The sequence below is a fragment of the Mucilaginibacter sp. genome (assembly GCF_039935595.1).
Taxonomy (GTDB): domain Bacteria; phylum Bacteroidota; class Bacteroidia; order Sphingobacteriales; family Sphingobacteriaceae; genus Mucilaginibacter.
The window spans coordinates 37737-43736 of sequence record NZ_JBDTJZ010000104.1 but is presented as its reverse complement, the minus strand read 5'-3'; the positions used below and the strand labels follow the sequence as shown (position 1 = coordinate 43736).

Annotated in this window: 7 protein-coding genes; 3 read left to right on the top strand and 4 right to left on the bottom strand. The window is 40.5% G+C overall.

Annotated features, from left to right (window positions below; translation table 11 throughout):
- Both ABI367_RS07335 and ABI367_RS07330 read left to right on the top strand, forming a co-directional pair.
- Nucleotides 1–642 (top strand): 3-keto-disaccharide hydrolase (locus ABI367_RS07335; protein ID WP_462228988.1); only part of this gene is annotated, 642 nt, incomplete at its 5' end.
- A gap of 193 nt (nucleotides 643–835) precedes the next feature.
- Nucleotides 836–1009, top strand: a complete 174-nt coding sequence (locus ABI367_RS07330; RefSeq protein WP_462228986.1) for a hypothetical protein — start codon at nucleotides 836–838, stop codon at nucleotides 1007–1009.
- Nucleotides 1010–1113: 104 nt separating this feature from the next.
- Here ABI367_RS07330 and fmt read toward each other — a convergent pair whose 3' ends face one another.
- Together fmt and ABI367_RS07320 are read right to left on the bottom strand one after the other, a co-directional pair.
- Nucleotides 1114–2031, bottom strand: a complete 918-nt coding sequence (gene fmt, locus ABI367_RS07325) for a methionyl-tRNA formyltransferase (protein ID WP_462228984.1) — start codon at nucleotides 2029–2031, stop codon at nucleotides 1114–1116.
- 32 nt (nucleotides 2032–2063) lie between these two features.
- Entirely contained in the window at nucleotides 2064–3272 is a 1209-nt protein-coding gene (locus ABI367_RS07320) for an exo-beta-N-acetylmuramidase NamZ family protein (protein ID WP_462228982.1), read from the bottom strand.
- A gap of 57 nt (nucleotides 3273–3329) precedes the next feature.
- On the opposite strand from ABI367_RS07320, the gene ABI367_RS07315 reads away from it, so the two are divergent.
- Nucleotides 3330–4577 (top strand): ABC transporter permease, encoded by a 1248-nt coding sequence (locus tag ABI367_RS07315; protein ID WP_462228980.1) that lies wholly within the window; start codon nucleotides 3330–3332, stop codon nucleotides 4575–4577.
- Between the two features lie 79 nt (nucleotides 4578–4656).
- Here the strand turns inward: ABI367_RS07315 and ABI367_RS07310 are convergent, their stop codons facing one another.
- Both ABI367_RS07310 and mazG read right to left on the bottom strand, forming a co-directional pair.
- Nucleotides 4657–5085: a hypothetical protein gene (locus ABI367_RS07310; protein WP_462228978.1), complete on the bottom strand. Its 429-nt coding sequence runs from the start codon at nucleotides 5083–5085 to the stop codon at nucleotides 4657–4659.
- A 69-nt stretch (nucleotides 5086–5154) separates the two neighbouring features.
- Complete coding sequence (mazG, locus tag ABI367_RS07305) at nucleotides 5155–5958, bottom strand: nucleoside triphosphate pyrophosphohydrolase (protein WP_462228976.1); 804 nt, start codon at nucleotides 5956–5958, stop codon at nucleotides 5155–5157.
- Nucleotides 5959–6000 lie beyond the last annotated feature (42 nt).

Below are 6000 nucleotides of genomic sequence, written 5' to 3'. Positions count from 1 at the left end.
GAAACAGTTGACGGCCAGCCGGTATTGCATGTTTCGGGTGAGATATTTGGTGGTTTTAGTACCAAACAAGAATTTGGCAACTATCATTTGAAAGTTGAATTTAAATGGGGCGAGAAAAAGTATGAGCCCAGGTTAACCGTAAAAAGAGATAACGGCATACTATATCATGGTAAAGAACCCCACGGGCAGTTTTGGCATGTTTGGTACCGTGCGCCTGAATTTCAGGTGGAGGAAGGTAATATGGGCGACCTATATACATTGGCCGGTGTAGGTGCTGATGTACGGTCAAGATTAAAAGATACTACCAACAAAAGATTAGGCTATATATATGATCCGGCTGCTCCGCCACGTGCATACGCAACAACCGGTACACCCGAAACCCATCTATCGCATTTAAAAGGTGATTTTGAAAAGCCAAATGGCGAGTGGAACACCATTGAACTTTATTGTTTTGGCGATAAAGCGGCTTACGTAGTTAATGGCCATGTGGCAATGATTCTGGAGAATATTCGTACTGTATTACCGGGAGTTGACCCAACGCCCCTTACTAATGGGCATATCCAATTCCAATCAGAAGGGTCAGAATGTTATTACCGTAATATACAGATAACTAAACTGGATAAAATGCCTGATTTTAAATAACGTGAGTTATAGAAAGAGACATTGACCCGTAGGGTCTACCTATTTGTAGAATATTTGTCCAAATGGATATTGCCCCGTTAGGGGCTACCCAAGTTTGAGAAGGGTAGACCCTATGGGTCATGATAAATTGTTTTAACGAGGTGCTACAAATAGGTAGACCCTACGGGTCATATTAAGTATCATAAATTTAAATATGGGGAAAGTTAAATCACCAAAAGTCAATTACGCCACTCCTGGAGACGTTATAGATCAACAGGAATTTGAGCAAATGATCCGTAAAGCTGAAAGCGGCCCCTTCCATAGTATTAAATCAGGTAAATCTGAAGTGGCGAAACGGAAAGCCAAAAATCTTAAGATGAGTACATAATATCTATTGTCATTTCGACGAGGTACGAGGAGAAATCTATACATAAACATCGCTTCATAGATTTCTAGCCATGCTCGATGACAAGGGGCTAGTAGTTGTATCCTTTACAATTTCACCCCTCTCAAAAACTCTTCAATCCCCATACGCTTTTTGCCTTCTAACTGCACATCAAGTACGTTTATAAAGCCATCCTGCGCGGCAAATTTTAAGTGAGTTTTGCCATCAGTTAAAAAGCCGCCGGGTTGTATGCCGGGTTGTTCATCCTGGTATTCGGCGGCATATATTTTAAAGGTTTTTCCGTTTAAGGTGGTGTAAGCAGTAGGTGCAGGGCTTAAACCGCGTATCAAGTTGTAAATGCTGTGTGCCGGTTTATTCCAGTCAATGTTGCAATGTTCTTTAAATATTTTTGGCGCGCTTCTCAATTCAACACCTTCAGCCAATTGCGCCTGCGAGTGTTCGTTATACCGCCCGCTCTCCACCGCTTTAACGGTTTTTACCAGAAGGCCCGCGCCCTTGTTCATCAGGCGGTCGTGTAGGTCGCCGGCAGTTTCGTGGCCAGTAAGGGTTATTTTTTCGGTAAACAAAATATCTCCGGTATCAATTTCCTGTTTTAAAAAAAAGGTAGTAACGCCGCTTTCTTTTTCGCCATTTATTAATACCCAGTTAATAGGTGCAGCGCCCCGGTATTGTGGCAATAATGAGGCATGCAAATTTAAAGTGCCCTTTGACGGCATGTTCCAAACGGCTTCAGGTAGCATCCTAAAGGCAACTACCACTTGCAGGTCGGCGTTTAAAGCTTTTAACTCTGCCAAAAAAGCGGGATCTTTTAAATTGGTGGGTTGTAAAACCCTTAACCCGTGTGCCTGTGCGTATTGTTTTACAGCCGACTCGCTAACCTTTTGCCCGCGCCCAGCTGGTTTATCGGGTGCGGTTATAACGCCAACAATGTTGCTGCCTGCTGTAATTAACTCATCTAATGATGGTACTGCAAATTGGGGCGTGCCCATAAATACAATTCTCATATTAACCTAACGTTTTTGTATCAAATTCAATTTTACTGATATAATAAATATTTTTTCCGCGTTTGTTTAAACCGGCTTAAGCCGGGTTCCCAGCTTTGGCGTATTTGCTGTTCGGTTTCACCATTCTCAATTTGCTTGCGTAAGGTTTCGTTACCGGCCAGTTTGGTAAAGTAAGCGTTAAAAAAATGCGCCTTATCCGGAAAAACTTTGTATAGTGCTATCAGCCATACTAAATTAAGCCGCCCGGTTAATCGTAACGTTTGCGTATTGTAATTTTTAAGATCAATGCCGTAACAAACCATGTTTTTTTGCGGTGGGTCCTCGCTCATGCCGGCAATACTTACCGGGGTAAATGAATAGCTGTATTTGCCCTTTAATGCCGGGTGCCCAACCACCTGAAACGGAAACATAGTGCCGCGCCCCAAGCTTAACATAGTACCCTCAAACAAGCATAAGCTTGGGTAAAGCAATACAGACTGATTGGTATTTAAATTGGGCGACGGGTTTACCGGCAAAACGTATTTTAAAGTATGATTATAATTAGCCACTTTAATGATCTTTAACCTGCATTTCTCCCTGTTTTGCAGCCAGCCCTCGCCGTTTATCATTTGGGCATATTCGCCAATGGTCATGCCGTGGGTAATGGGTATGGGGTGCATCCCCACAAATGATTTATATGCCGTATCTAAAACTGGTCCGTCAACCGAGTAGCCGTTGGGGTTTGGCCTGTCCAATATCATCAATTCAATATTGTTTTCGGCACAGGCTTCCATCACATAATGCAGCGTTGATATATAGGTATAAAACCGTGCGCCAACATCCTGTATATCAAAAATAACCAGGTCAAGTCCCTTTAAATCGTCGGCAGTTGGTTTAAAATGTTTGCCGTATAATGATATTACGGGCAGGCTGGTTGCGGGGTCGGTACTATCATTCACAGCAGCGCCGTTACTGGCAGTACCCCTAAAACCATGCTCGGGGCCAAATATTTTTTTTACGGCGATTCCGCGTTTTAGCAAGCTATCAACACTTACCATTCGGCGCTTGCCTATAACAGAAGTTTGATTAATAACCATGCCGATATTTTTTCCCTTAATATAGTTAATATATAGCTCGGTTTGGTCGGCACCGCAAATTATTTTTTGTGGTTTTACCGGACGTGTATTTGTTTGTGCCGAAACAGGGCTTAGCGCTGTATGACATAGGATAGCCAGCGTTAAAAAAAATCTTATTCTCACCATAAATAATAATACCGATCAGTTTAAAATAATGCTGTTTTTGCCCATAAAAACGCATCTTTGCTAAGATACAAAAAAACCATTGCTTTGAGTTTCGCCACCTTTATAGCCCGCAGGATAACTTTAAAATCTAAACGTACCTTCTCTAAGTTGATTGTGCGTATAGCTATTGTGGGCATTATGCTGGGTTTGGGCGTGATGATATTATCCATTGCTGTAGTTAAAGGTTTTAAGCGGGAGATACGGGAAAAAGCGCGGGGTTTTGACGGCGACATGAAGGTTGTAAAGTATGGGCCAGATAATTCGTACGAAAACTCGTCTTTTCAGGCTGACACTGTATTTGAAAAAAAGGCTATAAAAAATCCGCTTATTACTGCTGTTATGCCATTTGCCTCCAAGCCCGGTATAATTAAAGTGAATAATGAAATTGAAGGGGTAGTGCTAAAAGGGGTTAACAAAAGTTATAACTGGCAGTTTTTGAAGAAGAATATGGTGGCAGGTAAAGTGATAGACTTTAGTGATACCACACGGTCAAAAACCCAGCTTATGATATCTGACGTTACAGCCAACCGGCTAAAGTTGAAAGTGGGGGACAAAGTTTTGATGTACTTTATACAGCAACCCCTGCGTAAGCGTCCCTTTAAAATAACAGGTATTTATAGTTCGGGAATTGAAGATATTGATAAAACGTATGTTATAGGCGATATTAATTTAATAAGAATATTAAACGGTTGGGATAAAAATGAGATTGGCGGCTATGAATTAAAAATTGCCGATTTTAACAGTATGCCAGTTGCCGCGGCTTTTATTGACGATATATTGCCCGAGAAATTAAAAGAGTATACGGTTATGGAAACATATCCGGCATTATTTGAGTGGCTAAACCTGTTGGACGTTAACACCCAGGTAATGCTCATATTAATGGTTATTGTGGCGGTTATTAACATGATATCGGCACTGTTGATCATGATACTGGAACGTACCGCCATGATAGGTATACTTAAAGCTATGGGGGCCGGTAATTGGGGCATACAAAAAGTTTTTTTATATAACGCAAGCTATATAATTGGAATAGGGTTAATTTTAGGAAATGTGTTTGGTTTAGGATTAAGCTTTATACAGCTTAAAACACATTTTTTTAAATTGGACCCAGAATCGTACTATATGAACTTTATACCAATTAAACTTAACGTATGGGATGTATTGCTATTAAATGCGGGTACCATGACCATTTGTTTATTGGTGTTAGTTATCCCTTCCATGCTGGTATCGCGCATCTCGCCTGTTAAAGCAATAAGGTTTAAATAAGTGGGCGCTTTTATTTTTTTGTAGATTGAAAATTTGCCAATAGATATTATGATACTTGCTTCGCCCAAAAATCAAGCTATTATTGGGGTTGCAGATTATAAGAAACGTATAAAGTATCATTTGATGCACCAAACTGTAACCTGGTATCCGTATAAACATAATTGAAAATACCAGCCAGGTGTGTTTTGCCCGGATATAATGGGGTATTAGGCTTTAAAGTTTGATCTATAAATTGAATATTATAACCATCAACCACATAACTGCCATGGCTGCCCGCATGAACAGTAGTAGTATCGCCGGTAACGGAATAACCTGTTGAAGCAGAAAGGTTTAAAGTTAAATTGGCGGTTGCAGTATCCAATTTGTGGGTGGTATTGCTATAATGTATACGCGTAAAAACACCGGTAAATTTACCTACGGGCAATGGAGGTGGTGCTGTTGTGACTTTTTTACATCCTGCTGCTGAAACTAATGCGGTTAACAACAGTAAATACAAATTTTTTTTCATGGGATTTATTAATGTAACTAATCGTTAGTACGTACAAAAATATTAATACGCTACAATTATAATTTTATTTTATAAGTTTTTTGCCTCGTTCCAAAATACATCCATCTCGGCCAGGCTCATTTCATGTAGTTGTCGCCCATTTTCGCGGGCCTTATCTTCCAGGTATTGAAAACGTTTTATAAATTTCCGGTTGGTTTTCTCCAGCGCGTCTTCGGGGTTAATATTTATAAAACGGGCGTAGTTTATCAATGAAAATAAAAGGTCACCAAATTCGCTTTCGGCTTTCTCCTGGTCAATAGCGCTCCCATCTTCTGTATTAAACTCTGCCTTAAACTCTTGTAACTCTTCTTCTACTTTGGCCCAAACCTGACCTTTTTCTTCCCAGTCAAAGCCAACGCCACGAGCTTTTTCCTGTATACGCGATGCTTTAACTAATGCCGGTAATGATGCCGGTACACCGCCTAAAACCGAGCGGTTACCCTCTTTGAGTTTTATCTGCTCCCAGTTACGTTTCACATCATTTTCGTCATTTACATGGGTGTCGCTATAAATATGGGGATGACGGTTAATCAGCTTGTCGCAAATGCTATTAAGTACATCTGTAATATTAAAATCGTTGGTTTCTGATCCTATTTTGGCATAAAAAACCAGGTGCAGCATAATGTCGCCAAGTTCTTTTTTTATCTCTGGCATATCGCCGCTTAGTATAGCGTCCGATAGTTCGTAAGTTTCCTCGATGGTTAAATGACGCAGGCTCTCCAATGTTTGTTTTTTATCCCAGGGGCAATTTAAACGGAGGTCATCCATTATGGTTAATAAACGTTCAAAAGCGCCGGATGGAGTGGGAGAGGATATTGGTGGTATTATAGCCATATTTTATGATGTGCAAATTTTTTAAATGTGCAGATATGCAAA

Excerpts from the sequence above, each read along its gene's own strand:
- ABI367_RS07330 (WP_462228986.1), top strand. The coding sequence starts at position 836 with ATGGGGAAAGTTAAATCACCAAAAGTCAATTACGCCACTCCTGGAGAC.
- fmt (WP_462228984.1), bottom strand. The coding sequence starts at position 2,031 with ATGAGAATTGTATTTATGGGCACGCCCCAATTTGCAGTACCATCATTA.
- ABI367_RS07320 (WP_462228982.1), bottom strand. The coding sequence starts at position 3,272 with ATGGTGAGAATAAGATTTTTTTTAACGCTGGCTATCCTATGTCATACA.
- ABI367_RS07310 (WP_462228978.1), bottom strand. The coding sequence starts at position 5,085 with ATGAAAAAAAATTTGTATTTACTGTTGTTAACCGCATTAGTTTCAGCA.
- mazG (WP_462228976.1), bottom strand. The coding sequence starts at position 5,958 with ATGGCTATAATACCACCAATATCCTCTCCCACTCCATCCGGCGCTTTT.